Origin of the sequence: Streptomyces bottropensis ATCC 25435 (genome assembly GCF_000383595.1) — a bacterium.
GTDB lineage: Bacteria > Actinomycetota > Actinomycetes > Streptomycetales > Streptomycetaceae > Streptomyces > Streptomyces bottropensis.
Genome location: NZ_KB911581.1, coordinates 2,813,878 through 2,840,147, shown reverse-complemented (window position 1 = coordinate 2,840,147; position 26,270 = coordinate 2,813,878). Strand labels below are relative to the sequence as shown.

Annotated in this window: 20 protein-coding genes; 10 read left to right on the top strand and 10 right to left on the bottom strand. The window is 71.5% G+C overall.

Features of this window, described 5'->3' with window-relative positions; all coding sequences use genetic code 11:
* Positions 1-5: 5 nt before the first annotated feature.
* From STRBO_RS0112415 to STRBO_RS0112375, 9 genes are all read right to left on the bottom strand, one after another.
* Complete coding sequence (locus STRBO_RS0112415; RefSeq protein ID WP_005482352.1) at positions 6-254, bottom strand: lipopolysaccharide assembly protein LapA domain-containing protein; 249 nt, start codon at positions 252-254, stop codon at positions 6-8.
* Between the two features lie 70 nt (positions 255-324).
* Positions 325-1,254: a S66 peptidase family protein gene (locus STRBO_RS0112410; RefSeq protein ID WP_020114258.1), complete on the bottom strand. Its 930-nt coding sequence runs from the start codon at positions 1,252-1,254 to the stop codon at positions 325-327.
* Positions 1,251-3,233, bottom strand: coding sequence for a S9 family peptidase (locus tag STRBO_RS0112405; protein WP_005482348.1), 1,983 nt, complete (start codon positions 3,231-3,233; stop codon positions 1,251-1,253). The genes STRBO_RS0112410 and STRBO_RS0112405 overlap by 4 nt, the downstream gene beginning before the upstream one ends.
* Before the next feature lie 27 nt (positions 3,234-3,260).
* Positions 3,261-4,607, bottom strand: a complete 1,347-nt coding sequence (locus STRBO_RS0112400; RefSeq protein ID WP_005482346.1) for a M20/M25/M40 family metallo-hydrolase — start codon at positions 4,605-4,607, stop codon at positions 3,261-3,263.
* Positions 4,600-5,433 (bottom strand): M55 family metallopeptidase, encoded by an 834-nt coding sequence (locus tag STRBO_RS0112395; protein ID WP_005482343.1) that lies wholly within the window; start codon positions 5,431-5,433, stop codon positions 4,600-4,602. Before STRBO_RS0112395 ends, STRBO_RS0112400 begins: the two co-directional genes overlap by 8 nt.
* A gap of 108 nt (positions 5,434-5,541) precedes the next feature.
* Complete coding sequence (locus STRBO_RS0112390) at positions 5,542-6,267, bottom strand: class I SAM-dependent methyltransferase (protein ID WP_005482337.1); 726 nt, start codon at positions 6,265-6,267, stop codon at positions 5,542-5,544.
* A gap of 188 nt (positions 6,268-6,455) precedes the next feature.
* A complete protein-coding gene (locus STRBO_RS0112385) occupies positions 6,456-8,918 on the bottom strand; it encodes a SpoIIE family protein phosphatase (RefSeq protein ID WP_005482336.1) in 2,463 nt (820 codons plus the stop codon).
* Positions 8,919-9,118: 200 nt separating this feature from the next.
* On the bottom strand, positions 9,119-11,506 hold the full coding sequence (locus STRBO_RS0112380) for an MFS transporter (protein WP_005482335.1): 2,388 nt from the start codon (positions 11,504-11,506) through the stop codon (positions 9,119-9,121).
* A 192-nt stretch (positions 11,507-11,698) separates the two neighbouring features.
* A complete protein-coding gene (locus STRBO_RS0112375) occupies positions 11,699-12,142 on the bottom strand; it encodes an SRPBCC family protein (protein WP_005482334.1) in 444 nt (147 codons plus the stop codon).
* A 209-nt stretch (positions 12,143-12,351) separates the two neighbouring features.
* Between STRBO_RS0112375 and STRBO_RS0112370 the strand changes: the two genes are divergently transcribed.
* The 3 genes from STRBO_RS0112370 to STRBO_RS0112360 all read left to right on the top strand — a co-directional run bounded on the left by STRBO_RS0112370 (position 12,352) and on the right by STRBO_RS0112360 (position 15,790).
* A complete protein-coding gene (locus tag STRBO_RS0112370) occupies positions 12,352-13,395 on the top strand; it encodes an Rv2578c family radical SAM protein (protein WP_005482333.1) in 1,044 nt (347 codons plus the stop codon).
* Between the two features lie 208 nt (positions 13,396-13,603).
* Positions 13,604-15,175, top strand: a complete 1,572-nt coding sequence (locus tag STRBO_RS0112365) for an alpha/beta hydrolase (protein ID WP_028796616.1) — start codon at positions 13,604-13,606, stop codon at positions 15,173-15,175.
* A 69-nt stretch (positions 15,176-15,244) separates the two neighbouring features.
* A complete protein-coding gene (locus STRBO_RS0112360; RefSeq protein ID WP_005482331.1) occupies positions 15,245-15,790 on the top strand; it encodes a GNAT family N-acetyltransferase in 546 nt (181 codons plus the stop codon).
* On the opposite strand, the gene STRBO_RS0112355 is transcribed toward STRBO_RS0112360, so the two are convergent.
* Positions 15,787-16,362: an adenylosuccinate lyase gene (locus STRBO_RS0112355; protein ID WP_028796615.1), complete on the bottom strand. Its 576-nt coding sequence runs from the start codon at positions 16,360-16,362 to the stop codon at positions 15,787-15,789. The genes STRBO_RS0112360 and STRBO_RS0112355 overlap by 4 nt on opposite strands.
* A 371-nt stretch (positions 16,363-16,733) precedes the next feature.
* Between STRBO_RS0112355 and STRBO_RS0112350 the strand changes: the two genes are divergently transcribed.
* The 7 genes from STRBO_RS0112350 (at position 16,734) to STRBO_RS0112320 (ending at position 26,145) form a co-directional block, all read left to right on the top strand.
* A complete protein-coding gene (locus tag STRBO_RS0112350) occupies positions 16,734-18,557 on the top strand; it encodes a 3-hydroxyacyl-CoA dehydrogenase family protein (protein WP_005482328.1) in 1,824 nt (607 codons plus the stop codon).
* A 283-nt stretch (positions 18,558-18,840) separates the two neighbouring features.
* Positions 18,841-19,650, top strand: coding sequence for a TetR family transcriptional regulator (locus STRBO_RS0112345; protein ID WP_202499269.1), 810 nt, complete (start codon positions 18,841-18,843; stop codon positions 19,648-19,650).
* Positions 19,651-20,068: 418 nt separating this feature from the next.
* Positions 20,069-21,406, top strand: a complete 1,338-nt coding sequence (ccrA, locus tag STRBO_RS0112340) for a crotonyl-CoA carboxylase/reductase (protein ID WP_005482325.1) — start codon at positions 20,069-20,071, stop codon at positions 21,404-21,406.
* A gap of 8 nt (positions 21,407-21,414) precedes the next feature.
* On the top strand, positions 21,415-23,463 hold the full coding sequence (locus tag STRBO_RS0112335; RefSeq protein ID WP_005482323.1) for a protein meaA: 2,049 nt from the start codon (positions 21,415-21,417) through the stop codon (positions 23,461-23,463).
* A complete protein-coding gene (locus tag STRBO_RS0112330) occupies positions 23,460-24,419 on the top strand; it encodes an HpcH/HpaI aldolase/citrate lyase family protein (RefSeq protein ID WP_005482321.1) in 960 nt (319 codons plus the stop codon). Before STRBO_RS0112335 ends, STRBO_RS0112330 begins: the two co-directional genes overlap by 4 nt.
* Positions 24,420-24,424: 5 nt before the next feature.
* A complete protein-coding gene (locus STRBO_RS0112325; protein WP_005482319.1) occupies positions 24,425-24,937 on the top strand; it encodes a MaoC family dehydratase in 513 nt (170 codons plus the stop codon).
* Positions 24,938-24,939: 2 nt separating this feature from the next.
* Complete coding sequence (locus STRBO_RS0112320) at positions 24,940-26,145, top strand: acyl-CoA dehydrogenase family protein (protein WP_005482317.1); 1,206 nt, start codon at positions 24,940-24,942, stop codon at positions 26,143-26,145.
* The last annotated feature ends 125 nt before the right edge of the window (positions 26,146-26,270 follow it).

Here is a 26,270-nt window from a genome sequence, read left to right as displayed (position 1 = left end):
AGGTGTCACCTGCGCCGTCTCATGAAGAACACCCCGCACACCGCCCCCACCAGGCCTGTCCCCAGCAGCGCCATCCACAGCGGCATGCTGACCTCGGTGACCAGCAGCTGGATCTCGGTGCTCTGGGTGTTCTGGAAGATGAAGACGAGCGCCAGGGCCGCCAGCAGCCCCACGACCACCCTGCCGGGTGTCAGCAGATCACCCCACCGCTTCCGCCGGTGCGTGCCGACCCGTTCCGATGTCTTCGGGCTCATGACTCAAGGATGACGCGGGCCGCCGAGTCCCGCCCGGTGGGAGCCCTCCGGCTGCCTCGGCATGCGGCCTTCAGATCAGCGCCGGCTCGTCCAGCGTCAGCGTCCCCGCCTCGGTGTCCAGCTCCGCCGTCACCCCGAACGGGATCGTCAGCGCCCCCTCCCCGTGCCCGAAACCGAACTCCTCCACCACCGGCACCCCGGCCCCGCCGAGCCGGTCCACGAGCAGCGCCCGCACCTTGTCGTACGGTTCGCACTCCGCCCAGGAGCCGAGGACGATGCCGGCGACGCCGTCGAGCCAGCCCGCGCGGAGCAGCTGGGTGAGGTAGCGGTCCAGGCGGTAGGTCTCCTCGCCCACGTCCTCCAGACACACCAGGGCCCCCCGGGCGGACCGGCGGGCGTGCGGATTGCCGAGTTCGGCGGCGAGCAGGCAGAGGCAGCCGCCGAGGAGGACGCCCCGGGCGCGGCCGGGCACCAGGGCGGTGCTGCCCTCGGCGGCCCGGATCGTGCGTACCGTCTCGGGGGCGAACAGGGTGGCGCGCAGATGCTCCTGGGATCGGGTGTTCTTGATGAAGTCGACGCCCGCCGCCATGGGGCCGTGCAGAGTGACCAGCCCGGCACGGGTGGCGAACGCCTCGTGGAGCGCGGTGATGTCGCTGAACCCCACGAGTGTCTTGGGGCCCGCCGCGCGGATGGCGTCCCAGTCGAGCAGGTCGACCATGCGCTGCACGCCGTAGCCGCCGCGGGCGCACAGCACGGCGGACACGGACGGGTCGCACCAGGCGGCCTGGAGGTCGGCGGCCCGGTCGGCGTCCGTACCGGCGAGGTAGGGGAAATCCGGGTGCCGGTCGAGCGTGTGCGGGGCGACGACGGGGTCCAGATCCCAGCCACGCAGGATGTCCAGCCCGGCGCTGAGCCGCTCCTCGGCCACCGGCCCGCTGGGGGCGACGACGGCCACACGGGCACCGGGGGCGAGACGGGCGGGTCGGGTCAGTGGGGTCACTTGGTGAGCTCCAGAGTAGGGATACCCGGAGGATTCAACCCGAAGACCTGCGCGTACAGCGAAAGCTCCGCCTCCAGGACGCGCACCGTCGTCTCCGCCCGCCGGAAACCGTGGCCCTCCCCCTCGAAGGCGATGTACGCGTGCGGCACCCGCCGCTCCTCCATCCCGGCCAGGAAGCGCTCGCACTGTGCGGGCCGGCAGATCACGTCGTCGAGGCCCTGGAGCAGCAGGAAGGGCGCGGTGATCCGGTCGGCGTGCTCGCTCGGCGACCGCTCCACGTACCGCATCGGCTCCTCCGCGAGCGGCCCCACCAGGCTCTCCAGATACTGGGACTCGAAGTCGTGGGTTTCCCCCGACCCCCAGGTCGTGAGGTCGAGAACGGGATACAGGATGGTTCCGCAGGCGTAGACGTCGGTCGTGGTGAGGGACACGGCGGCGGTCCAGCCACCGGCGCTGCCGCCCCTGATGGCGAGCCTGGTCCGGTCGGCGGTGCCCTCGTCGGCGAGGGCGAGGGCGACCGCCGCGCAGTCCTCGACGTCCACGACCCCCCACTGCTCGCGCAGCCGGTTGCGGTACTCCCGCCCGTATCCGCTCGACCCTCCGTAGTTGACCTCCGCCACCCCGATGCCGCGTGAGGTGAAGTAGGCGATCGCCAGGTCGAGGACCAGGGGCGCCCGGCTGGTGGGCCCGCCGTGCGCCCAGATCACGTACGGCGGCAGTTCGGTGCCGAAGGCGACACAGCCGGGGTGGTGCGGCGGATAGACGTGCGCGTGGATCTCGCGTCCTGCGGGGCCGAGGAAGGAGCGGATCTGGGGTTCGGGGTAGTAGGCGGGGTCGACCGGGTCGTCGTGCGCGGCCCCGATCACGCGGGCGTCGCCTGTGGCCGCGTCCAGCTCGACCACCTCGTAGGCACTGCGGGGGCTGGCCCCGATGGCGACGACCCGGCTGCCGCGCACGGCGAGCGACGGGGCGAACTCGGTCCACGGTCCGGCGGCGTCGACGACCTGCCCCGTGTCCAGGTCGAGGATGCCGAGCGCGGTGGCACCCCGCCCGTGCACCACGGCGGCGAGTCCGCCGTCCAGCAGCGCGAACCAGCGGTGGCCGATCTTCCACAGCGGTCCGCCGAACTCCTCCTCCCGCGCGCAGAGAGCCGTGCGGTCACCGCTGTCGGGGTCGAGCCGGTAGAGATTCCAGTAGCCGGTGGTGTCGCTGGAATGGACGAGGGTCCCGTCGGCCGCCCACTCGACCTGCGCGACCGACTCCTCCGGGCCGCCCGCGACGGTCCGGGGCTCGCCCAGCAGGCCGTCCCCGGTCACCTCGGCGACCAGCAGTGAGGTGCCGTCCCACGGCATGGCCGGATGGTCCCAGGCCAGCCACGCGGCACGGCGGCCGTCGGGCGAGAGGCGGGGGCCGGTGACGAACCGGCGGCGGTCGTCGGTGAGTTCGCGTACGGCGTGCCGGTCCTCGGCCGCCGAGCCGTCCAATGGCACCGCGGCCACGACCCGCCGGACGTCGGTGGGCCCGTCACCGGTGAACTCCTCCAGGACGCACCACACCTCGTCGCGTTCCGGGTGCGGGCGCGGGTCCGCCCAGCGCAGGCCGCCGCCCACCGTCGACACCGGGGTGAGCGGGACGGGCTCGCCACCCGGTGCGAAGCCGTAGAGGCGCTGGTCGGCGTGGTTGACGAAGACCACCAGGGGGCCGTTGTCCCGCACGACGCCGGTCCAGGGCTGCCCGCCGTACTCCATGACCCGGCTGCGCACGTCCCACGGGGCCGGCAGCACCGACTCCTGGGTGCCGTCGGCCCTGCGCCGGACCAGGGCGCGCCGGCCGCCCTCGGCGGGGCGTGGCTCGGTCCACCACGCCTCGTCGCCGACGAAGCCCACGAACTCGGGATGCCCGTCGTGCGCGGCGGCGAGCGCCGCGTCGATCGGCGAGGGCCACGAACCGTACGCCAGGGTCTGCACCTTGTCCCCCATCTGCCTTGGTCCCCCGTGTGTCATCGCTCAGGCCGTCCGCAGGAAGCGGTCGAGCACATGGACGCCGAAGTGGAGCGCCTCGACCGGGACACGCTCGTCCACCCCGTGGAACATCGCCGCGTAGTCGAAGCCCTCGGGCAGCTTCAGCGGCGAGAAGCCATACCCGGTGATGCCGAGGCGCGAGAACTGCTTGGCGTCCGTGCCGCCCGGCATGCAGTACGGCACCACGTGCCCCTCGGGCGCGAACTCCTCGACGGCGGCCCGCATCAGGGCGTACGTCACCGAGTCCACCGGCGACTGGAGGGCCACCTCCCGGTGCTCGTACTCCCATTCCACGTCCGGTCCGGTGAGCCGGTCGAGGGTCTGCCGGAACTCGTCCTCGCCACCGGGGAGGTACCGCCCGTCCACGCGGGCCACGGCCTCCCCCGGGATCACGTTGACCTTGTAACCGGCGTCCAGCATCGTCGGGTTGGCGCTGTTGCGGACGGTGGCCTCCACCAGGGCGGCGGCCGGACCGAGCTTGTCGAGGAGCCGGTCTACGCCGCCGGGGTCGTCGAGGTCGGCCTCGACTCCGTACAGCGCGGCGAGTGCGGCGAGGGCCGCGCGGACGGTCGGGGTGAGCCGCAGCGGCCACTCGTGCGCGCCGATCCTGGCGATCGCGGCCGCCAGCCGGGTCACCGCGTTGGTGCGGTTCACCTTGGAGCCGTGGCCGGCCCGGCCGTGCGCGGTGAGCTTCAGCCAGCCGGTGCCGCGCTCTCCGGCCGCGATCGGGTAGATCTGCCGCCCCGCTCCGTCGTGGAAGGTGAACGCCCCCGACTCGCTGATGCCCTCGGTGCAGCCCTCGAAGAGTGCGGGGTGCGCGTCGGTGAGGAAGCCGGAGCCGTCCGCGGCGCTCGCCTCCTCGTCGGCGGTGAACGCGATCACCACGTCCCTGCGGGGCCTGAGGCCCGAGCGCGCCCAGTGCCGGGCGACCGCGAGGATCATCGCGTCCATGTTCTTCATGTCGACCGCGCCCCGGCCCCAGACCACGCCGTCGCGGATCTCACCGGAGAACGGGTGCACGGTCCAGTCCGCCGCCTGCGCGGGCACCACGTCCAGATGACCGTGGACGAGCAGCGCGTCCGCCGACGGGTCGGTGCCCTCGATGCGCGCCACGACGTTGGTCCGGCCCTCGGTGCGCTCCAGCAGTGTGGGCTCCAGGCCCGCCTCGGCCAGCAGCGCGGCGGTGTACTCGGCGGCGGGCCGCTCCCGGCAGTCCCCGCCGCCGCGGTTGGTGGTGTCGATGCGGATGAGGTCGGAGGTGAAACGGACGACCTCGTCCAGCGCCTGCAGCTGCGAGGTCCCCGCCGCCGGGAGCTTCGCCGACTCAGCCATATGTCTCCTCCACCGCGGCAGAGACGATCGTGGTGACCGCCTTGAACGTGCGGATTCCCTCGTACATGGTCGGGCTGGTGTACGCGACCTTGCGTTCACCGGTACGGGTCACACCCGGTACGACCGTCGCGGCCATCGCCAGGTGCTCGGCGTCGAACTCCAGCGCCACGGTGAACGGGCCGCCCCTGACGGGTGTGTGCCGCACGGCGAGCGAGGCGGCCTCCTTCGCCGCCGCGCGGATGTCGGCGGCCGTTCTCGCCGGGGTGCGGCACACCGCCGCGTACCGCGAAACATGGTCCTTGACCGCCACTTTGAGCGCCTCGGGCGCATACCCGAGGGCGTCCTCGCACGCCACGTCGTCGCCAGTCACCAGCACCACCGGTACCCCGTACTCGGCCACGACATGCGAGTTGAGCAGCCCCTCGCTGGCCCGCTCCTCGTTCACCCACACGCCGGTGATCGAGTTGGCGAGGTAGGTGTGGGCGAGGACGCCCTCCATACCGGCGCCCGCGTGGTAGCCCACGAAGGCGATGCCGTCCACGTCGCCGTGCTGCACGCCCTCCACCATGGACAGCGCCTTGTGCCGGCCGGTCAGCATCTGCGCGCGCTCGTCCAGCTCCTCCAGCAGCAGATTGCGCATGGTCCAGTGCGCCTCGTTGATCAGCACCTCGTCGGCGCCGCCGTCGAGGAAGCCGAGCACGGCGGCGTTCACGTCCGAGGTGAACATCGCACGACACCGCTCCCACTGCGGTGTCCCCGGCAGCACGTCGGCCGGCCAGGTGACACCGGTGGCGCCCTCCATGTCGGCGCTGATGAGGATCTTCATGGCTCGAAACCGTACGCGGTCGCGCCGATCCGTGGCAGACCTGTGGACAACTCTCACCGCCGCGGCCCCCGGACACCCCCGGGACGGCTCACGGACCGCCCGAGCCCCCTACGCCGGGCGCCCCGCCACGTACCACCTCGACGGCAGTTCGATCAGGGTGCCGTCGGCCGTGTGCTCCGTGGTGATCAGCGGGAGTTCGCCCTCGGCGACGAGGATGAGGCCGGCCGCCCGCAGATACCGCGGGACCGCGGCGTCGCTGACCTCGCCCGGGGCGATGCCGTGCCGGAAGACCGGGGCGAGTTTGGCGGGCGGGCCGGCGGGGCTCTGCGCGAGGCCCATGAGCACGGGCTTGGCGGCCTCGGCGAGTTCGACGAGACAGACCCGGCCGCGCTCGCCCACCAGCGTGGCGACGGAGTCGACGAGCCGCTGCCGGTCGTCGGGTTCGCACTGGTGGAGCACACCGCGTACGTAGACGTTGGCGTCGCCCAGGTCGGTGTGCAGGGTCTCGGCGTCCGTGCGGTCGGACGCGTCCAGCGCGCGGTAGGCGGCCCGGCCGCCGGTGTCGGCGCGGCGGGCCCGGTCGACGGCGGCGCTGGAGAGGTCGACGCCGATCACCCGGGGGAAGCGGTCGGCCAGGTAGCGGGTCTGGGTGCCGTTGCCGCAGCCGAGGTCGACGAGGGGCAGGCCGGGGGCCGTCAGGTGGGGCTCGAACAGGGCGAGGTGGACGGCGGCGGTCCGCTCCGGCCCGGCGTCCCAGAAGACCTCTCCCGGTCCGTCGGGGGCCTCCCGCCAGAACCCCTCCCAGGCTTCCCGGTACCGACTCGTCACACTCATGCGCAACCCCCCGTTGAACGCGTCGTGGCCCGCCGCCGCGGCGGGCCCAGATCGGTCTACCGTGCCCGGCACGCGCGGGCAAGCGCCCTGCACGCACCTTCACCTCGTGTCCAGACCCGCGTGTCGGCAACTCGTGCGGCCACCCGCGCGTCAGCTGCCGGGGCGCCCCTCCTCGCCCCCGCGGGTCCTCAGCGCCGCCTCGGCAGCGTCAGCTCGAACCACACCGTCTTGCCCGCCCCCGCCCGGCTGGTCCCCCACTCGCGCGCCAGGGTCGTGAGCACCCGCAGTCCGCGGCCGAACTCGTCCGTGGGCGCCGCGCTGAGCAGGTTCGGCAGGGTGGGGTCGTCGTCGTAGACCTCGCACTGCAGGGTGTCGCCCCGGACGAGGCGCACTTCGATGCGGCGCCCGCGCGCGTGGCGTACGGCGTTGGTGACGAGTTCGCCGACCAGGAGCGCGGTGGTGTCCGCGAGGGCGTCGAGGCCCCAGACGCACAGCTGTTCGCGGACGGCGGCGCGGGCGCGGGCCGCCTCGACCGGGTCGGGGGCGAGACGCCACTCGGCGACGTCCTCGGGTGCGATGCCGTTGAGCCGGGCCATCAGCAGGGCCACGTCGTCCTTGCGGCCGCCGCGCGTGTTGAGGGCACGGATGATCGTGTCGCAGGCGTCGTCCATGGAGGCGGCCGGGTGGGCGGCGGACTCGCAGAGGGTCGCGAGCCCCACGCCGATGTCCTCGCCGCGCACCTCGACCAGCCCGTCGGTGCACATCACGAGCCGGTCGCCGGGCTCCACGCGCACGCGTACCGCCTCGAACGGCACTCCTCCGACACCGATCGGGGCGCCCGTGGGCAGGTCGAGGAGTTCGGTACGGCCGTCCACCGCGCGGACCAGTACGGGCGGGATGTGGCCGGCGTTGGCGAGGTGCAGCTCGCCCACGACGGGGTCGTAGACGGCGTAGAGGCAGGTCGCGAGGTAGTGCTCGCCGAGGCGCTGGGCGAGGTCGTCGAGGTTGCGCAGGAGCTGCGCGGGCGGCAGGTCGAGTGCGGCCATGGTCTGCACGGCCGTGCGCAGCTGCCCCATCATCGCGGCGGAGTTGAGGCCGTGCCCCATGACGTCGCCGACGACCAGGGCGGTGCGGGCGCCCGGCAGCTTCACCGAGTCGAACCAGTCACCGCCGACCCGCCCGAGCAGGGTGCCGGGCAGATAGCGGGTGGCGATGTCGCAGCCCGCCATGTGGGCCTCGATCTGCGGGAGCATGCTGTCCTGGAGCGTCTCGGCGACGTTCTCCTGGTAGGTGTACATCCGGGCGTTGTCGAGGACGAGACCCGCGCGGGCGGCGAGTTCGGCGCCGGTGACGCGGTCCATGTCGTCGAAGACCTCGCGCTCCGGGTGGCGCAGCAGGATCATGAAGCCGAGCACCACGTTGCGGGCCTTCAGGGGCACGACCAGCATGGAGCGGCCCGTGATCAGCGGCCGGATGTCGCGCTTGTCGAACTGCGCGGCGATCGCGTGCCCCATCTGCTCGCTGATGCGGGGCACGAGGACGGGCTCGCCGGTGGTCATGCACTGGAAGAACGGGGTGTGCGCGGGGAACGGCATGGCCTCGCCGACGGGGACGACGTCGTCCCAGCGGCCCGGCTCGTCCGTGTGCTCCAGGGCCACCCGGTGCCACATGGTCGTCGTGTCCGGCACGCCCTCGGGGAAGCCCTCGCCGGCGACGACCTGCTCGCGCAGATAGGTGCCGGCGACGTCGGTGAAGCGGGGCACGACCGCCCGGCTCACCTCGACGATGGTCTGCGACAGATCCAGGGAGGTGCCGATGCGTCCGCTGACCTCGTTGAGGAACTCCAGGCGCTCGCGTACGGCCGCGTATTCGAGGTCCTCGTCCTCCTCCCGCGCGTCCGGGGGGACCGGCAGCCCCTCGGCGACGGCGCGCGCGGCCCGCTCCCGGCGCGCCCGGCGCTCCGCGCGCCGGGGCACGCCCCAGTCGGGGGTGACGGGCACCCGGTCGTTCTGACTGAACTCCAGCACCGGATAGCCCAGCTCCAGGACCTGGGCGACGATGCGGGCGCTCTCGCCGACGCTCATGCTGGGCAGGATCTCGGGGAGCCTGCGGGCGAGTTCCTCGGCGCCGGGGAAGTCGGTGTGCAGGGCGAAACCGGGGGCGATGCGCTCGACGGCGAGGACCGGCTCGTCGTCCCCTCGGCGCAGCGTCTCGGCGTCGGCCGCGAGGACGAGCAGACGCTCCCGGCCGGGGCCGACCAGGGGATACGCCCACCACAGGACGTCCATTCGGTCGCGGCCAGGCACGGTGAGCCGGGCGCGGCCGGCCGCCGGGTAGGAGAGGTGTCCGTCGAGGGAGGTCTCCAGGTCGTGGCCGAGCGCGTCGTACGCGCCGTACGCCCCACGGGGCGGGATGTCGTCCTCGTCGGGGAGGGCGCCGGAGACGGGCAGCAGGTCCAGGGCGGGCCGGCCCACCGCTTCGTCCTTGGCGGTGCCGAAGAGACGGCGTGCGCCGGTGCTCCAGTGCGACACGAGGCCGGCGCGGTCGACGACGACCACGGCCAGGGGGATACGACCGACCGCGGCCCCCTCGGCCGTGCCGTCACCGGCTCCGTGGCCGGTGGTCGCGCCCGTGTCGGTGCCACGGTCCATGGCCAAGGCCCTCTCTCCCCACGGCTCCCAAGATCTGCGCCGCCCCCACTACGGTACGACCGCCTAGCGTCGCGATGTGTGGCAATACGCGAATTGCTCCCGGGGAGGCTCCGGCGCACACGCAGGCCGCACGGGCGGCGCACGATCATGCGCGCACCCTCGGAGGCCGACCACCGGCCCGCTCCCCCGTGGACGTGGGCTCAGTCCTCGTACCCCAGCCGCAGGTCCCGCTCCGTGCCGCCGCCGGCGACCTGGAGCACCGTCGCGACGGGGGGATGGCCGGTGGCGATGACGGTGTACTCGCCGGGGGCGAGGTCGGCGAACCGGAACGTTCCGTCGACGCCGGTGGTGATCGTGTCGACGACGTCCCCGGTGGCCTCCAGGAGCGTCACGCGCGCCTCCTCCACCGGCCTGCCGCTCCCGGCGCGGACCGTGCCCCGCAGGACGGCGCCCCCGGCGAGTTCGACGTCCCGGCGGGTCTCGCGGGCGGCCCGGACGGTGACGGGGAGCGCGGCCGGGCGGTGGGAGTGGGCGCTCACGGCGAGGGTGTAGTCCCCGGCGACCAGCTCGGTGATGAGGTAGGCGCCCTCCGCCCCGCTGCGGGTGGTCACGACGACCTCGCCGTGCGCGTCGGTGAGCGTGAGGGTCGCGTCGCCGACCGCCCGCCCGTCCGCCGTCCGTACGGTCCCGGCCAGACGCCCCGCGCCGCCGAGCACGATGTCGACCTCGACGGGGCCGTCCCCGACCGTGACGCTCAGGGCCTGCGGCTGGTGGCCGCCCGCGGCCGCGATCAGCACGTACGCCCCCGGCCCGGGGGTGGACAGCGCGTACCGCCCGTCCTCGCCGACGGCGCCGCGCCCGGTCTGCCGGCCGGTGCCGTCGATCAGGGTGAGCGCGGCGCGGGGAACGACGGTGCCGTCGGACTGACGGACCGTGCCGCGGACGGGGACCCCGGGCCCGTAGGGGGCCCGTGTCCGCGGCAGCCGGGCGGCCGGCACGGGAGCGGGGGCCGGCGCGGGCGCGGGGCCGGCGGGGACGTCGTCGCGGGCCGCCCCCGGCGCCCGCTCCCGGAGGAAGCAGGCCACGAGCGCCCCGAGCACGAGCACCGGCACGAGGTACAGGAAGAGGCGCGGCACGGTCTGCGCGTAGGCGTCGACATGGGCGTCGCGCAGCGGGCCGGGCAGGGCGTGGACGAGTTCGGGGGTGAGGGAGCGGGGGTCGGGGAGGACGGCGCCCGCACGTTCCGGAAGCCGCTCGGCGAGGCGGGTGGTGAGGAGCGCGCCGAAGGCGGCCACGCCGACACTGCCGCCGAGCTGCCGGAAGTAGTCGCCGGCGGCGGTGGCGGCCCCGAGGTCGGCGGGGCGGACGGAGTTCTGCACCGCGAGGACCAGGACGGGCATCACCATGCCGATACCGGCGCCGAGGAGGGCCGTCCAGATGCCGAACTGCAGCGGGGGCGTGTCCGGCTCCAGGCGGGACAGCAGCCAGACGCCGAGGGCGGTCAGGGCACTGCCGAGGACCGGGTACGTACGGAAGTGCCCGGTGCGGGCGATGAGCCGGCCGCAGACGACGGACGCGCCGACGATGCCGGTCGTCATCGGCAGCATGAGCAGCCCGGACTCGGTGGCGGAGATCCCGCCGACCATGCGCAGCTGGGTGGGCAGGTAACCGGCGGTGCCGAAGAGGGCGAGACCGACGGTGATGCCGACCAGGCCGCTGACGACGAAGACCGGGTTCCTGAACAGCCGCAGGGGAAACAGGGGTTGGATCGCGAACCGCTCGACGACGAGGAGGAGCGCGGTCGCCAGGACCGCGCCGGCGGCGAGACCGAGGACGAGCCGCGAGTTCCAGGCGTGCGAGGTACCGCCCCAACCGGCCAGGAGGACCAGACAGGTCGAGGCGGCGGCGAGCAGCAGCGTGCCCAGGACGTCGAGCCGTCCCCTGGCGGAGGTTCTCGGCAGCCGCAGCGCGAAGGTGACGACGGCCAGGGCGACGAGCCCGCAGGGCACGTTGACGTAGAAGCACCAGCGCCAGGAGAGGTGGTCGGTGAGCCAGCCGCCCAGGAGCGGCCCGGTGACGGAGGCGAGGCCGAACACGGCGCCGACGGCGCCCAGATGGCGGCCGCGTCTCCGGGCCGGCACGACGGCGGCGACGATCGCCTGCGCACCGATCATGAGGCCGCCCGCGCCGGCGCCCTGGAGCGCGCGGAACACGATGAGCTGGTCCATGTTCCGGGCGACTCCGGCGAGGGCGGAGCCGGTCACGAAGAGCACCAGCGCCCACTGGAACACGCCCTTGGGGCCGCGGAGTTCGCTCAGCGCGGCGTAGACGGGCAGGGTGACGGTCGCGGTGAGGAGATAGGCGGTGATCGCCCAGGACATCCGGTCGGCGCCGCGCAGTTCGCCGACGATCTCGGGAAGGGCGGTGGCGACGGCCATCTGCTCCAGCGCGGCGAGGAGCAGGACGAGGAGCAGGGCGAAGAAGACGAGCCGGACGCGGTGCGGGCCGTGCGGGGGAGCGTCGTCCGCCGGTGGTGGTGTCGCGGGTGTGGTGGCCGGATCGTCCTTCACCAGTGTGATCGCGCTCATGCGTGCCGCTCCCCTCGTCGCACTTACCGCACAATTCCCGCGATAAGCGGGAACTGTCGGCAAGTGCGACGAGTTACGGCATTCCGGCGCACGTCACGGAGATCCACTCGAACCGGTGAGGGCGGCAACGCGCCCCCGAGGTGCGTTCGTTGGACCGGGCACCACCGGCGAGTCGGCTCCCGGCCCAGGAGGCTACTTCTCCACCTCGGCGGCGAGGTTGGCGAGCAGGGCGTCGTAGATCCGGGCGAGGCCCTTGGGGGCGAAGGTCTTCTCGAAGAAGCCGCCGATACCGCCGGCGCCCTGCCAGGTGGTGGTGACGACGACGCGGGAGCCGCCCTCGCCGGCCGGGGTGACCCGCCAGACGGTGACCATGGAGGAGTTGCGGTCCTTCTCGACGAGTTCCCCGTCGGAGGGCTCGGTGACCTCCAGGAGGCAGTCGCGCACACGCTTGCTGGTGGCCTGGAGCTTCCAGTGGACGAGGGTGCCCTCGCCGTCGCCGCCCTCGCGCACCTCGTACTCGCTGAAGTGCTGCGGCATCAGCTTCCCGCGCGCGCCGCTGTAGTCGGCCAGGGTGTCGAACACCGTCTCCGCGTCCGCCGCGACGACTCGTTCAGTCGTGGCCTCGACCTGCGCCATTGCACTTCCTCCAGCACTTGGTAACTCGGGGATGTGCGGAAAGCCAACCACCCCCCGGCCGGAGGGCCCAAATCGGGGTGCCCCAAGGGACCCCGGCGGTCCCCCCCGAGGACCACCGACGAGACCTCCACACGATGTTCGAAAACCAGTTCGCACGATCAAGGGAACATGTGTTCTATTCTGGCGGCAGAGCAACCGAGGAGGCGTCCATGCGCTGGGACCATCTGGCCGAGAACCCCGCCACGGCCCGGGACGCCGCGCTGTTCGGCGCGGACATGGTGACGAGCCGGACCTTCGACACTCCCGAGTTCCGCGGCATGACCTTCCACGAGGTCCGGGCGAGGACGATCGTGAACCGGGTGCCGGGCGCCTCGCGGATGCCGTTCGAATGGACGGTGAACCCCTACCGGGGCTGCACGCACGCGTGCGTCTACTGCTTCGCCCGCAGCACCCACAGCTACCTGGACCTCGACACGGGCCTCGACTTCGACTCGCAGATCGTCGTGAAGATCAACGCGCCCGACCTGCTGCGCCGGCAGCTGGCCTCGCCGCGCTGGCGGGGCGAGCACATCGCGATGGGCACCAACGTCGACTGCTACCAGCGCGCGGAAGGCCGCTACCGCCTGATGCCGGGCGTCATCGCGGCCCTGCGCGACCACGCGAACCCCTTCTCCATCCTGACCAAGGGCACGCTGATCCTGCGCGACCTGGAGCTGATCCGGCAGGCGGCGGAGGTCACCGAGGTCGGCCTGTCGGTCTCCGTCGGCTTCACCGACCCCGAGCTGTGGCGCACGGTCGAGCCCGGCACGCCCGCGCCGGAGCGCCGGCTGGACGTCGTACGGGCCTTCACCGGGCAGGGGATCGGCTGCGGGGTGCTGATGGCCCCCGTGCTGCCCTTCCTCAGCGACCACCCCGACCGGCTGCGCGAGACCGTGCGGGCCGTCGCGGCCTCCGGCGCCACCTCCGTGACCCCGCTGGTGCTGCATCTGCGGCCCGGCGCGCGCGAGTGGTACATGGCCTGGCTGGAACGCCACCACCCCCGTCTCGTACGGCGTTACGAGCTGCTCTACGCGGAGGGCGCCTATGCCCCGAAGTGGTATCAGCGGCAGATCACCCGTCAGGTCCACGAACTGGCCGAGGAGTACGGCATCGGGCCCCGGCGCAACGAGGGGCTGCGACGGCCGCCGGTGCGCGAGCGTCCCGCGCCGGAGACGGCCCGGGACACGGAACCGACCCAGCTGACTCTTCTCTGACCCTCCTCGGACCCGTCCACGACGCTTCCGACACCCTTCGAACCTTCCTCGACCTCTTCCGGCCCCTCGGGGAGCATCCGGGCGCTTCTCCCGCCCCGAACGGGTCAAGTCTCGGGAGAACGCGTTCTTCGCGGGGCCCGGTTCGGGACGATGCGACGAAGGCCGTGGCGTGCACGGCCCGAAATCCTCCGTCCTGGGAGGCCTGACGATGAAGAAACGCACAGCTGCTCTGTGCGGTGCCGTCGCCCTGTTGGCCGGAATGGTCACGGCGGTCCCCGCCGGCGCGAGCGGCGCCATGGCCACCGCCCCGACGGCGAAGCCGGCCTGGAAGAAGTGCGCCACCGCCGACCATCCCAAGCTCCAGTGCGCCCCCCTGAAGGTGCCGCTGGACCACGGCAAGCCGAACGGCAGAAAGATCACGCTCGCCCTCTCCCGCGTCCCGCACACCGCGAAGACCTACCAGGGCCCCCTGCTGGTCAACCCGGGCGGCCCCGGTGGCAGCGGCCGCGCCCTCGCCGGTTTCGTCGCGTCGTCGCTGCCGAAGAAGGTGGCGGCGCAGTACGACGTCATCGGCTTCGACCCGCGCGGCGTCGGCGCCAGCAAGCCCGCGCTGAACTGCAGGCCGGGCCACTTCGCGGCGGTGCGCCCCGACTCCCTGCCGAGCACCCCGAAGGCCGAGCGGGCCAACCTCGCGCGTGCCAGGGCCTTCGCCCAGGCGTGCGCCAAGAAGTACGCGGACGTGCTGCCGTACATCGACACGGTGAGCGCGGTCCGGGACCTGGACGCCATCCGCGCGGCCCTCGGCGCCAAGAAGATCAACTACTTCGGGTACTCGTACGGCACCTACCTGGGCGCCGTGTACGCCAAGCTCTTCCCGAACCGGGTACGACGCGTGGTGCTGGACTCCGTCGTGGACCCCACGGGGGTCTGGTACGACAGCAACCTCGGGCAGGACCATGCGTTCAACGACCGCCACCGGGCGCTGATGGCCTGGATCGCCCGGCACGACCGGACGTACCGGCTCGGCACCGATCCGGAGAAGATCGAGGCCAAGTGGTACGCGATGCGGTCGGCGCTGGCCGCGCGCCCCGCGGACGGCAAGGTGGGCGCCTCCGAACTGGAGGACACGTTCATGCCCGGCGGCTACTACGACGGCTACTGGCCCTATCTCGCCGAGGCGTTCGCGGCCTTCGTGAACAAGAAGAACGACGATCCGCTGGTCGAGGCGTACGAGAACTTCGGCGCCGTCGACGCGGCCGGTGACAACGGCTACAGCGTCTACGCCTCGGTGCAGTGCCGTGACGCGCGCTGGAGCCGTGACTGGGACGAGTGGCGCGAGGACAACTGGGCGATGTACGAGAAGGCACCGTTCATGACCTGGAACAACGCCTGGTACAACGCGCCCTGCGCGTTCTGGCCCACCGCGTCCCTGGACCCCGTGGACGTCTCCAACACCGCGCTGCCGCCGGTGCTGATCCTCCAGGCGACGGACGACGCGGCCACTCCCTACGAGGGCGGGGTCGTCACCCACCAGCTGCTGCGCGGGTCCAGCCTGGTCGTCGAGGAGGGCGGCGGGAACCACGGCATCTCACTGAGCGGCAACGCCTGCCTGGACAAGCACCTGGCGGCCTATCTGACCGACGGCAGGGTGCCGCGCGGCCAGGGCGAGATCGACGCCACCTGCGCGAAGCTCGCCGCCCCCGAGCCCCTGAAGAACAAGGCCGCGTCCGCCTCGTCCCGGGGCACGACGCTGCACGGTCTGCTGGGCTTCCGCGGCTGAGCCGGGGCCGTGGGGGTCCCGCCGGAAAAGCACGGGACTCCCGCGGCCCGCCCCGCCTAGGGTGCCGTCATGAACGACGCCCCCCACGACCTCGGCGAACTCCGCGTCCGCGAGATGACCCCGTCCGACTGCCGTCCCGTGGCCGAGATCCGCGTGGGCGGCTGGCGGACCGCGTACGCCGGCCTCGTCCCCTCGTCCCACCTCGACGCCATGGACGTGGAGGAGGACGCCGAGAAGCGCCGCGTGATGCTGGCGAAGGCCGGCAACCCCGTGGTGAACCTGATCGCCGTTCGGGCAGGCGAGATCGTCGGCTGGGCGGCGTACGGCCCCTACCGCGACGGCGAAGCCCGCACCGGGGACGCCGAGTTGTACGCCCTCTACACGCGCCCCGGGCACTACGGCACCGGAGTGGGCACCGCGCTGCTGCGGGAGTCCGCCGCGCGCTGCGAGGCGGCCGGCCACGGCTCGGTGCGCCTGTGGGTGCTGAAGGAGAACGTGCGGGCCCGCCGCTTCTACGCCCGCCACGGCTTCACCGCGGACAGCGCCGAGGAGCCGTTCGAGGTGGGCGGAACCGAGGTGCCCGAGGTCCGGTACGTGCGGGAGCTCGGCGCCTAACGCTGCCGGGGGATGCGTGCCAGCGCCCGCACCGCCGCCTCCGCGAGCGTGGGATGCGCGAGGGCGTCGTTCAGTACGGTCCTGGCGCGGGCGTCCCCGAGAACGCCCAGCCCGTCCACGCACGCCAGCGCCACCCGGCGGTAGGGGTCGTGCGGGTGCAGACGGCGCCGGAGTGTGGTGATCAGCGCCGGGACGGACTCGGGGGCACGGAGTTCGACGAGGAGGCGCACCGGGTGCAGGGCGTAGGCGACCCGGAGTTCGTTGGTCGCGAGGGCGGCCGCCGCGCGCGCGGTGCGCGGGTCACCGAGCCGGGCGAGCGCGTAGGCGGCCGAGGCGCAGCGCGGGGGATCGCGGTGGTTGAGCAGGAGGACGAGGGACTCGAAGGCCCGGCGGTCCCCCGCGACGCCGAGCCGGAACGCGGCCAACTCCCGCGCCCACAGCGGCTGCCCCTGCTCGACGAGCACGCCCGCCAGTTCGTCCGTGGACTCGGTCCGCACGAGCCGCTCGTATCCCGCCGCGCCGCCCGACTCGCTCCGCACACGCTCCGTGAGTGATCGCAACTCCTCGTCCATGCCGTCGAGCGTACGGGCGCCCGGCACGCTTGGGGGACGTACGTCACAACACACGGGGGCTGGCGCGCTCGTTACCCGCCGGTTAAGCTCAGACGAGCGAGTTACCCACTCGTGTTCGCTCCCGACGGTTTGGTGACGCAGCCGTCGTGAGCACAGTCGGTTCGGTACCTGGAGTACCAGTACGGCTCGGCCTCGGGACAGGGCCGGTCGGTTCAGCCGTTCCCCCGGGCGTGTGCACGCCCCGGCGACGGCACCGGGCGTGTGCGTTCATCAGCCCGGCACCACCCGCACCCGCACGCCACGCGCCGGTTGCGCGCTCTTCGCGCACCCGCGGCGTTTCCCTCAGTCGTCACCTCGTCTGGAGTCCCGCGATGGCCACTCCCCTTTCCGACTCGTCGCTGTCCCCGCTGTCCGCGCAGTCCCCGTTCAAGACGATCGCCGTGGTCGGCCTCGGCACCATGGGCACCGGTATCGCCGAAGTGCTGGCCCGGGCCGGCCGTGAGGTCGTCGGCATCGACCTCAGCGAGGCCGCCGCCGCCCGCGCCGTCGCCGCGCTGGAGGCCGCCACCGAGCGTGCCGTGACCCGTGGGCGCCTCACCGAGCAGGAGCGCGGTGACGCCCTCGCCCGCTTCCGCACCTTCACCGACCTCCAGGCCGCGGCCGACGCCGACCTGGTGATCGAGGTGGTCCCGGAGTCGTACGAGATCAAGCAGCAGGTCTTCCGTGAGCTGGACGCGATCGTGCGTCCGGACGCCGTCCTCGCCACCGGCACCAACGCCCTGTCGGTGACGCGGCTGGCCGCCGAGTCGGCGCGCCCGGAGCGGGTGCTCGGCCTGCACTTCTTCAACCCGGCGCCGGCGATGAAGCTGGTCGAGGTCGTCTCCTCGGTGCTGACCGCGCCCCAGGCCGTCGCCCGGGTCACGGATCTCGCCCTCGACCTGGGCAAGGAGCCCGTCGCGGTCGGCGACCGGCCCGGATTCGTCGCCGACGGACTGCTGTTCGGCTACCTCAACCAGGCAGCCGCGATGTACGAGGCGAAGTACGCCTCCCGCGAGGACATCGACGCGGCGATGCGGCTCGGCTGCGGCCTGCCGATGGGTCCGCTGGCCCTGCTGGACCTGATCGGCGTCGACACCGCGCGCACGGTCCTGGAGGCCATGTACACGGCCTCGCACGACCGGCTGCACGCCCCGGCGCCGATCCTGCGGCAGCTCAGCGAGGCGGGTCTGACCGGCCGCAAGTCGGGGCGCGGCTTCTACTCCTACGAGGCCCCCGGCTCCGCCACCGTCGTGCGGGACGCGCTGACACCGCTGGACGGGGTCGTCACGGTCCCCGGCCGTACCGTCCGTTCCGTGGGCGTCGCGGGCTCCGGGACCATGGCGTCCGGGATCGCCGAGGTGTTCGCGAAGTCCGGGTACGAGGTCGTGCTGGCCGCCCGCACCGAGGAGAAGGCGCAGGCCGCGAAGGCCCGTATCGGCAAGTCGCTGGCGCGCTCCGTCGACAAGGGGCGGATGACGGTCGAGGCCGCCGCCGAGACCCTGGACCTGATCACCCCGGCCGGCTCCTACGACGCCTTCGCGGACGTCGATCTGGCGCTGGAGGCCGTGGCCGAGGACCTGGAGGTCAAGCGGCAGCTGTTCGCGACCTTCGACAAGGTCTGCAAGCCGGGCGCGATCCTGGCCACCACCACCTCCTCGCTGCCCGTGGTCGCCTGCGCCCGCGCCACCTCGCGCCCGCAGGACGTGATCGGGATGCACTTCTTCAACCCGGCGCCCGCGATGAAGCTGGTCGAGGTGGTCCGCACGGTCCTGACCGCCGACGACGTGCACGCCACCGTCCGCGAGGTGTGCGCGAAGGTCCGCAAGCACCCGGTGGACTGCGGGGACCGGGCCGGTTTCATCGTGAACGCGCTGCTGTTCCCGTACCTGAACAACGCGATCAAGATGGTCCAGGAGCACTACGCGACGCTGGACGACATCGACGCGGCCATGAAGCTGGGCGGCGGCTACCCGATGGGTCCGTTCGAACTGCTGGACGTGGTCGGCCTGGACGTCTCGCTGGCCATCGAGAAGGTCCTGCACCGCGAGTTCCGCGATCCCGGACTGGCCCCGGCGCCGCTGCTGGAGCACCTGGTGGCCGCGGGCTGCCTCGGCCGCAAGACGGGCCGTGGCTTCCGCGAATATGCCAAGCGCTGAGCGGGGGGACGACGGGATCGGAGCGCCCCCGGGCCCGGCGTCCTCGTCGGGCCCGCCCGGGGTGCCCCGGGCGGGCGGGTCGACGGCGGACGCCGATCCGGTGCGCCGGCCGACGGTGGCCGACGGCCCGGACTGGGGAGGGCTGCTCGGTCCGGGCAGCCGTTCCGGGCCGGCCCGCACCGCCGCCGCCCCGCCCGCCCACCTGGTCACCTCCTCGTCCGAGCGGCGCGGGGGGATGGCCGGACACGCGCACTCTCCTGCACGGATGCAGTACGTTCGGGGCATGTCCCAGCCCGCCAAGTCCTCACGTACATCAGCTGCGCCCGACGCTCCGGAGAGCGCCGCGGGAAGTCGCGCCGCCGCCCAACGCCTCAAGATGCGCCGGGAACTGGCGGCCGCGGCCATGGAGCTGTTCTCGACCAAGGGGTACGAGGCGACCACCGTCGACGAGATCGCGGCGGCGGCCGGGGTCGCGCGCCGCACCTTCTTCCGCCACTTCCGCTCCAAGGAAGAGGCGATCTTCCCGGACCACGACGACACCCTGATCCGGGCCGAGGCGGTGCTCAACGCGGCACCCCAGCACGAGCACCCGCTCGACACGGTGTGCCGCGGCATCAAGGAAGTCATGAAGATGTACGCGGCCCGGCCGGAGATCTCGGTCGCCCGCTACAAGCTGACCCGTGAGGTCCCCACCCTGCGGGAGGCGGAGATCGCCTCCGTGGCCCGCTACGAGCGTCTGTTCACCCGCTATCTGCTGGGCCACTTCGACGAGAACGCCCACCACGACGCCGGCAACGACGACCCGCTGCTCGCCGAGGTGGCCGCGTCCGCGGTCGTCACCGCGCACAACCACGTACTGCGCCGGTGGCTCCGCTCGGGCGGGCAGGGCGACGTGGAGACCCATCTCGACCACGCCTTCGCCATCGTGCGCAGGACGTTCGGCACGGGCACCGGCGCCGGCCGCACCCTGGCACCCGAGCCGGCCGCCGCGACGGCCTCCGCCCACGGCGAGGTCCTGGTGACGGTCGCCCGCACCGACGCCTCCCTCGACGAGGTCATGCGGACCATCGAAGAGGCACTCCGGGACCGCTGAACCCGATCCGGACCACGTTCTACTCATCGGTAACTGTGAGGACGGCCACCCTGCGGGGTGGCCGTTTTGCCATGTCAGAGGCCCTTTTGCCCTGCCGTCTGATCGATCATCGCTCACGTGTTACGTAAAGATTTCACCTGAGCGAACTTTCTGGCACTCGGTGCCTTGCGAGGTGACACGGCGTGCCATACGTTGAAGGAGTCCGGGCGGCCGGGGTGCAGAGAACTCCCGTACGCCGGCTGTCCCCGCAGACCACGGTCCGCGCGCCCGGACGCCTGCGTCACAGGCACCCTCCGCGCCACAAAGCGCCGCCGTAGCACCACCTCCGCCGAACCGACGGCACCACACCCACCAGCAGCACCCGACGTAACCCTCAACAGCGTCTTCCCTCAGGACGCTCGTCGCCGGAGGCACCACCGTGAAGGAAATCCTGGACGCGATCCAGTCGCCGGACTCCACGTCGGCCGACTTCGCCGCTCTGCCGCTCCCCGAGTCGTACCGCGCGATCACCGTGCACAAGGACGAGACGGAGATGTTCGCGGGGCTCACCACCCGCGACAAGGACCCCCGCAAGTCGATCCACCTCGACGAGGTCCCGCTCCCGGAGCTGGGCCCGGGCGAGGCTCTGGTGGCCGTCATGGCCTCCTCGGTCAACTACAACTCCGTGTGGACCTCGATCTTCGAGCCGCTGTCCACCTTCGGGTTCCTGGAGCGCTACGGCCGCACCAACGAGCTGGCCAAGCGCCACGACCTGCCGTACCACATCATCGGCTCCGACCTCGCGGGCGTCGTCCTGCGCACCGGTCCCGGCGTCAACGCCTGGAAGCCCGGTGACGAGGTCGTCGCGCACTGCCTCTCCGTCGAGCTGGAGTCCTCCGACGGCCACAACGACACGATGCTCGACCCCGAGCAGCGGATCTGGGGCTTCGAGACCAACTTCGGCGGCCTCGCCGAGATCGCGCTCGTCAAGTCCAACCAGCTGATGCCGAAGCCCGGCCACCTCAGCTGGGAGGAGGCCGCCGCCCCGGGGCTGGTGAACTCCACCGCCTACCGGCAGCTGGTCTCCCGCAACGGCGCCGGCATGAAGCAGGGCGACAACGTGCTGATCTGGGGCGCCAGCGGCGGCCTCGGCTCGTACGCCACCCAGTTCGCGCTGGCCGGCGGCGCCAACCCGATCTGTGTCGTCTCCAGCGAGCAGAAGGCGAACATCTGCCGCTCGATGGGCGCCGACGCGATCATCGACCGCACCGCCGAGGACTACAAGTTCTGGAAGGACGAGACCACCCAGGACCCCAAGGAGTGGAAGCGCTTCGGCAAGCGCATCCGCGACCTCACCGGCGGCGAGGACATCGACATCGTCTTCGAGCACCCCGGCCGCGAGACCTTCGGGGCGAGCGTCTTCGTCACGCGCAAGGGCGGCACCATCACCACCTGCGCCTCGACCTCGGGCTACATGCACGAGTACGACAACCGCTACCTGTGGATGTCGCTGAAGCGGATCATCGGCTCGCACTTCGCGAACTACCGCGAGGCGTGGGAGGCCAACCGCCTCATCGCCAAGGGCAAGATCCACCCGACGCTGTCGAAGGTCTACTCCCTGGAGGAGACCGGGCAGGCCGCGTACGACGTGCACCGCAATCTCCACCAGGGCAAGGTCGGCGTCCTCGCGCTGGCCCCCGAGGAGGGCCTGGGCGTCCGCGACCACGACAAGCGCGCCCAGCACATCGACGCCATCAACCGCTTCCGGAACATCTGAGGTCCACGATGAGCGAGCGTCAGCCCGCCGAGGGCGGGAAAGCCAAGGACCGGCCGTGGCTCATGCGCACGTACGCCGGTCACTCCACGGCCGAGGCGTCCAACGAGCTGTACCGGCGCAACCTCGCCAAGGGGCAGACGGGTCTGTCGGTCGCCTTCGACCTGCCGACCCAGACCGGCTACGACTCCGACCACATCCTCGCCCGCGGCGAGGTCGGCCGGGTCGGCGTCCCGGTGGCCCATCTCGGTGACATGCGCAGGCTGTTCCAGGACATCCCCCTGGACCAGATGAACACCTCGATGACCATCAACGCCACCGCCATGTGGCTGCTGGCGCTCTATCAGGTCGTCGCCGAGGAACAGGGTGTGGACATCACCCGGCTCCAGGGCACGACCCAGAACGACATCGTCAAGGAGTACCTGTCGCGGGGCACCCATGTGTTCCCGCCGGGACCCTCGCTCCGGCTGACGACGGACATGATCGCGTACACGGTCTCCCACATGCCGAAGTGGAACCCGATCAACATCTGCAGCTACCACTTGCAGGAGGCGGGCGCCACGCCGGTGCAGGAGATCGCGTACGCGATGTCCACGGCGATCGCGGTGCTGGACGCCGTGCGGGACTCCGGGCAGGTCCCGCAGGAGCGCATGGGCGAGGTCGTCGCCCGTATCTCCTTCTTCGTGAACGCGGGCGTCCGCTTCGTCGAGGAGATGTGCAAGATGCGCGCGTTCGGCCGCATCTGGGACCGCATCACCCGCGAGCGGTACGGCATCGAGAACGCCAAGCAGCGGCGTTTCCGGTACGGCGTCCAGGTCAACTCCCTCGGTCTGACCGAGGCGCAGCCGGAGAACAACGTCCAGCGGATCGTCCTGGAGATGCTGGCCGTGACCCTCTCCAAGGACGCGCGGGCCAGGGCGGTCCAGCTGCCGGCCTGGAACGAGGCCCTCGGGCTGCCCCGGCCGTGGGACCAGCAGTGGTCGCTGCGGATCCAGCAGGTGCTGGCGCACGAGAGCGATCTGCTGGAGTACGAGGACATCTTCGAGGGCTCGCACGTCATCGAGGCGAAGGTGACCGAGCTGGTCGAGCAGTCCTTCGCCGAGATCGAGCGGATCCAGGAGATGGGCGGCGCGATGGCCGCCGTCGAGTCCGGCTACCTCAAGTCCCAGCTGGTCTCCTCGCACGCCGAACGCCGGGCCCGGATCGAGTCCGGCCAGGAGAAGATCGTCGGCGTCAACGTCTTCGAGTCGACGGAGCCGAACCCGCTGACGGCCGACCTGGACGCGGCGATCCAGACGGTCGACCCGGCGGTCGAGGCCCGGGTGATCACATCGCTCCGGAACTGGCGTGACACCCGTTACCAGCCGCCCTTCAACCACCCGCGCCCGTGCAAGGCGCTGGAGCGGCTGAAGGAGGCCGCGAAGGGCACCGGCAACCTCATGGAGGCCACCCTGGAGTGCGCCCGCGCCGGGGTCACGACCGGCGAGTGGGCCGGGGCCCTGCGGGAGGTGTTCGGGGAGTTCCGGGCGCCGACCGGCGTGTCGTCGGCCCCGGTGGCCGTCTCCGCCGAGGAGGGCTCGGCCATGTCGGTGGTCCGCCGCAAGGTGGAGCTGACGGCGAAGGACCTGAACGTCGGCAAGCTCCGCTTCCTGGTCGGCAAGCCGGGTCTGGACGGGCACTCCAACGGGGCCGAGCAGATCGCCGTGCGGGCCCGCGACGCGGGCTTCGAAGTGGTCTACCAGGGCATCCGGCTCACCCCGGAGCAGATCGTGGACGCGGCCCTCGCCGAGGACGTGCACGCGGTCGGGCTCTCCATCCTCTCCGGCTCGCACGCCCAGCTGGTCCCGGACGTCCTGGAGCGGCTGCGCGAGGCAGGCGCCCACGACATCCCGGTGATCGCCGGCGGGATCATCCCGAACGCGGACGCCGCGCAGCTCAGGGCCGCTGGAGTGGCCGCCGTGTTCACCCCGAAGGACTTCGACATCACCGGGATCATCGGCCGTATCGTCGACGAGATCCGCAAGGCCAACAAGCTCGACCCCCTGGAGGTCCCCGCATGACCGTCAACCGTCTGCGTCCGCGCCGCTCGTGTCTCGCGGTCCCCGGAAGCAACCCCCGCTTCCTGGAGAAGGCGCAGGGCCTCCCGGCGGACCAGGTCTTCCTCGACCTGGAGGACGCCTGCGCCCCCCTCGCCAAGCCCGAGGCGCGGCACACCATCGTCAAGTTCCTGAACGAGGGCGACTGGACCGGCAAGACGCGGGTCGTGCGGGTCAACGACTGGACGACGGAGTGGACGTACCGCGATGTCGTGACCGTCGTGGAGGGCGCCGGGCAGAACCTCGACTGCATCATGCTGCCGAAGGTGCAGACGGCCCAGCAGGTCGTCGCCCTCGACCTGCTGCTGACGCAGATCGAGAAGACCATGGGCTTCGAGGTCGGCAGGATCGGCATCGAGGCGCAGATCGAGAACGCGCAGGGCCTGAACAACGTCAACGAGATCGCGACCGCCTCCCAGCGCGTGGAGACGATCATCTTCGGCCCGGCCGACTTCATGGCCTCGATCAACATGAAGTCGCTGGTCGTGGGCGAGCAGCCGCCCGGCTACCCGGCGGACGCCTACCACTACATCCTGATGAAGATCCTGATGGCCGCCCGCGCCAACGACCTCCAGGCGATCGACGGCCCCTACCTGCAGATCCGCAACGTGGACGGTTACCGCGAGGTCGCGCAGCGCGCCGCCGCGCTCGGCTTCGACGGCAAATGGGTGCTGCACCCGGGCCAGGTCGAGGCGTCCAACGAGATCTTCTCGCCCTCGCAGGAGGACTTCGACCACGCCGAGCTGATCCTGGACGCCTACGACTACTGCACGTCCGAGGCCGGCGGCAAGAAGGGCTCGGCGATGCTCGGCGACGAGATGATCGACGAGGCCAGCCGCAAGATGGCCCTGGTCATCTCCGGCAAGGGGCGTGCCGCCGGCATGCGGCGGACGTCGAAGTTCGAGATCCCGGAGGCCTGAGCGCGATGCAGTTCGGACGCACCTACGAGGAGTTCGAGGTCGGGGCGGTCTACAAGCACTGGCCCGGGAAGACCGTCACGGAGTACGACGACCACCTCTTCTGCCTCCTCACCATGAACCACCACCCGCTCCACATGGACAGCAACTACGCGGAGAGGACGACCGACTTCGGCAAGAACGTCGTGGTCGGCAACTACGTCTACTCGCTGCTGCTGGGCATGTCCGTGCCGGACGTCTCCGGCAAGGCGATCGCCAACCTGGAGATCGAGTCGCTGCGGCACGTGGCGCCGACCTTCCACGGCGACACGATCTACGGCCAGACGACCGTGCTCGACAAGTGGCCGTCCAAGTCGAAGAACGACCGCGGCATCGTCCACGTCGAGACCAAGGGCTACAAGCAGGACGGCACGCTGGTGTGCGTGTTCCGCCGCAAGGTCATGGTGCCGACCGAGACGTACATCAAGGAGCGCGGCGGCGAGCAGCCGGGCCGCCCCGAGCTCAGGGAGCAGGAGAAGTAGCCATGGCACGACTCGCCCAGACCCACGGCCTCACGGACGTCCAGCAGGAGATCCTGTCCACCGTCCGTGACTTCGTGGACAAGGAGATCATCCCGGTCGCGACCGAGCTGGAGCACCGGGACGAATACCCGCAGCAGATCGTCGACGGACTCAAGGAACTCGGCCTCTTCGGCCTGATGATCCCCGAGGAGTACGGCGGTCTGGGCGAGTCCCTCCTCACCTACGCGCTGTGCGTGGAGGAGATCGCCCGGGGCTGGATGTCGGTGTCCGGCATCATCAACACGCATTTCATCGTCGCGTACATGCTGAAGCAGCACGGCACGCAGGAGCAGAGAGATTATTTTCTGCCGAGGATGGCGGCCGGTGACATCCGGGGCGCGTTCTCGATGTCGGAGCCGGGTCTCGGCTCCGATGTGTCGGCGATCACGTCCAAGGCGGTCAAGGACGGCGACGAGTACGTCCTGAACGGTCAGAAGATGTGGCTGACTAACGGCGGAACGTCAACACTCGTCGCCGTACTCGTCCGAAGTGACGAAGGACACCCGGAGGGCACGGCCCCCCACAAGTCGATGACGACCTTCCTGGTCGAGAAGGAGCCCGGCTTCGGAGAGGTCCGCCCCGGCCTCACCATTCCCGGGAAGATCGACAAGATGGGCTACAAGGGCGTCGACACGACCGAGCTCATCATGGACGGACTGCGCATTCCGGCCAATCGTGTCCTGGGTGGCACCACCGGCCGAGGGTTTTACCAAATGATGGACGGCGTCGAGGTGGGCCGGGTGAATGTGGCCGCACGTGGCTGCGGTGTCGCTCACCGTGCCTTCGAACTCGGCGTCCGGTACGCCCAGCAGCGCCACACCTTCGGCAAGCAGATCGCCCAGCACCAGGCGATCCAGTTCAAGCTGGCCGAGATGGCTACCAAGGTCGAGGCCGCGCATGCGATGATGGTGAACGCAGCGCGCAAAAAGGACTCGGGCGAACGAAACGACCTCGAAGCAGGGATGGCGAAGTATCTCGCCTCCGAATACTGCAAGGAAGTCGTCGAGGACGCTTTCCGGATCCACGGCGGTTACGGCTTCTCCAAGGAGTACGAGATCGAGCGCCTCTACCGAGAGGCACCGATGCTGCTGATCGGTGAAGGTACCGCCGAAATCCAGAAAATGATCATCGGTCGTCGACTGCTCGAGGAGTATCGGTTCCAGGGTTAGTCAAGGGCTGGTCGAGGGCCGGTTGTCCCGCTTGGGGTGTTTTCTTCGAGAAGAAGATCACACCCCGTCAGCACGTTCCGGCTGTCGACTCGGCTTCCTGGCTTGCCCAGTTGCGGTCCGCGACC